This is a genomic window from Microbacterium sp. 13-71-7 (genome assembly GCF_002257455.1).
In the GTDB taxonomy this organism is placed as follows: Bacteria; Actinomycetota; Actinomycetes; order Actinomycetales; family Microbacteriaceae; genus Microbacterium.
Genome location: NZ_NCKN01000369.1, coordinates 1 through 2,478, shown reverse-complemented (window position 1 = coordinate 2,478; position 2,478 = coordinate 1). Strand labels below are relative to the sequence as shown.

Here is a 2,478-nt window from a genome sequence, read left to right as displayed (position 1 = left end):
GCGAACACGGCGGCGAGTTGCGCCTCGGCGCGTGCGTCCCGCCGAGGAGTACCCGGCCGAGCTGCTGGATGCGCTGCGCCGTGCTGCGGACCGCGGGGCGATCCTGCTGAGCGCCTGCTCCGGGGCCTTCATCCTCGGGGCGGCCGGCCTGCTGGACGGAAGGCCGTGCACGACGCACTGGCGGTACGCGGAGGAACTGCAGCGGCGCTACCCGACCGCCCGCATCGACCCTGACGTGCTGTTCGTGGACGACGGCGATCTGATCACGAGCGCCGGCACCGCGGCGGGCATCGATGCGAGTCTGCACCTCGTGCGCCGTGAGCTCGGCAGTGCGATCGCCAACGTCATCGCCCGGAACATGGTCGTGCCGCCGCAGCGCGACGGCGGGCAGCGCCAGTACATCGAGCGGCCGGTGCCGCAGGCCGACTCGGACGCGCTGGGCGACGTCCTGGCGTACATGGGCGAGCGGCTCGGCGCCTCGCACTCGGTGGCGTCGCTCGCGCAGCGCGCGCACATGTCCACCCGCACGTTCGCGCGCAGGTTCGTCGCGGAGACGGGCGTGACGCCGATGCAGTGGCTCACTTCTCAGCGCGTGCTGCACGCACGGCTGGCCCTCGAGACGACCGACGCATCGATCGAGGAGATCGCCGCGACCTGCGGATTCGGCAGCGCGACGCTGTTCCGGCACCACTTCACCCGCGAGGTCGGGATCGCACCCACGGCATACCGTCGCACCTACGCCTGCGACCTCGCGGAGGAGATGGCGGAGCGAGAGCTGCTGTCCCTCGGGTGACGGCCGCGGGAGCGCTCTCCCTCGGAGTCGGGAGCTAGCGCGTCGACAGGTAGAGCATGAGCACGCCGACGATCACCAGCGCGACCGCGAGGATGCCCCACACCGGGGCTCCGTAGACCTCGCGGAGGATCCACGGCGTCCGGTACTCGCGCTCCGCCGCCTTCCGCCTGCGATGTCGTCTGCCGCCGTTCTGCGTCGCCATCGGGCGAGCGTAGGTCGAGGTGCTGAGGCCCGGCTATGACTGTGCCCGGCATCGCCTGAGCGCGCTCGCGGCGCCGGCTCGCCGTCGGCCGGCCACGGGGCGGACTCGCGGGGATCCGGCGGCAGGATGACAGACTGAAGATTGATCCGACGTCTTTCCAGGGAGCCAGCATGCACGACGATCGCAGCGATCCGGATCTGCTCCGCGCCGTGCGAGGCGGCGACGGCGGCGCTTGGGAGACCCTGTGGCACCGGCACTACGACGCGGCTCTCCGCTATGCCAGGCGCCTGTACTGGTCGCGCGCGGAGGACCTCGTCTCCGAGTCCTTCCTCGCGATCTACCAGCAGTTGAGGACAGGGGACAACGGGCCTGACTCGTCCTTCCGTGCCTACTTGAAGACCGTGATCCGCAACACCTCCGCACGATGGCACGCGGATGCGGGCCGCGTGATCGACGCCGAGGACGTCGATCAGGTGGATCCGCGCGATGGGCTCCGTCACGTCGAGCGAGAGTCCGGGTCGGAGGAGGTCCTTGCCGCGTTCGGCGCGCTTCCCGATCGCTGGCAGCGCGTGCTCTGGCTCTCCGAGGTCGATCAGGCGGCGCGCCCCGCGATCGCACGCGAGCTGGGCATCAAACCGAACGCGGTGTCGGCGCTGCAGCGTCGCGCCCGTGCGGGGATGAAGTACCAATGGCTGCTCCGCCAGGTCCCGGCAAGACTGCGCGGCGACGCGGCGCATGTGGCGCGACTGCTTCCGCAGCACGTGGCACAGCCGCGGAATGCGGCACTGGCCTCGGAGGTCGCTGCGCACGTGGTCACCTGCATGCTCTGCGCCGATCTGCTGCGGGGCATGCACGCCTCCGTCGCTCGGGCGCAGGGCGGAGCCCTGTCGGCGGTGCTGCTCGGGGCGGTCGGAGCGGGGCTGCCGGTCAGCGCGTCTCTGAGCGCCGGCTCGGCCGCCGCGGCCACGACCGCGACAGGTGCAGGGGTGCTCGCCTGGCTGTTCGCGGGCGGCGTCACCGCCGCCACGATCGGCGGTCTCGTGGCGACGACGCTGCTCACCGTCGCGCCCGCCGTCGAGCCGCCCGCGGATGCGCTCCGCGCCCCGGCGTCGGCCCCGGCGCCGGGCTCGTCGATCGCGACGGAGGCGGTGCCGGTCGAGGCTTCGGCCCCCGTTCCTCCTGCATCGGACCCCGCTGCGGTGGAGGCTCCGGATCCCGCCGCGGCGACCGCCCCTGACTCGACCGCGGGAACGGTCCCGGATCCCGTCGTCGACCCCGGGCCGGGAAGCGTGCCGGATCCGCCGCTGCCGGTCGCGCAGCCGCCGCAGTCGGTCGCGCCGTTCGTCGCGGCGCTGTCCGCGACGGGGGTCTTCTCGGCCGTGGACCCATCCGCCGTCGCCTCCGGAGCCCTCTCCGCGGGAGCGGCGCCGGTGACGCAGGTCGCGCCGGTGCCGGCTTCGCCCGTCGATGCGACGGGCGGTGC

General features: G+C 73.0%; 3 protein-coding genes. 2 read left to right on the top strand and 1 reads right to left on the bottom strand.

Annotated elements, in window-relative coordinates; translation table 11 throughout:
- Positions 1–793: helix-turn-helix domain-containing protein (locus B7X32_RS20340; protein ID WP_292723922.1), on the top strand; the 793-nt coding region annotated here is incomplete at its 5' end.
- Between the two features lie 34 nt (positions 794–827).
- Here B7X32_RS20340 and B7X32_RS20335 read toward each other — a convergent pair.
- On the bottom strand, positions 828–995 hold the full coding sequence (locus B7X32_RS20335; protein WP_292723919.1) for a hypothetical protein: 168 nt from the start codon (positions 993–995) through the stop codon (positions 828–830).
- A gap of 170 nt (positions 996–1,165) precedes the next feature.
- Between B7X32_RS20335 and B7X32_RS20330 the strand changes: the two genes are divergently transcribed.
- A partial coding sequence (locus tag B7X32_RS20330; protein WP_292723916.1) for a sigma-70 family RNA polymerase sigma factor occupies positions 1,166–2,478 on the top strand: 1,313 nt, incomplete at its 3' end.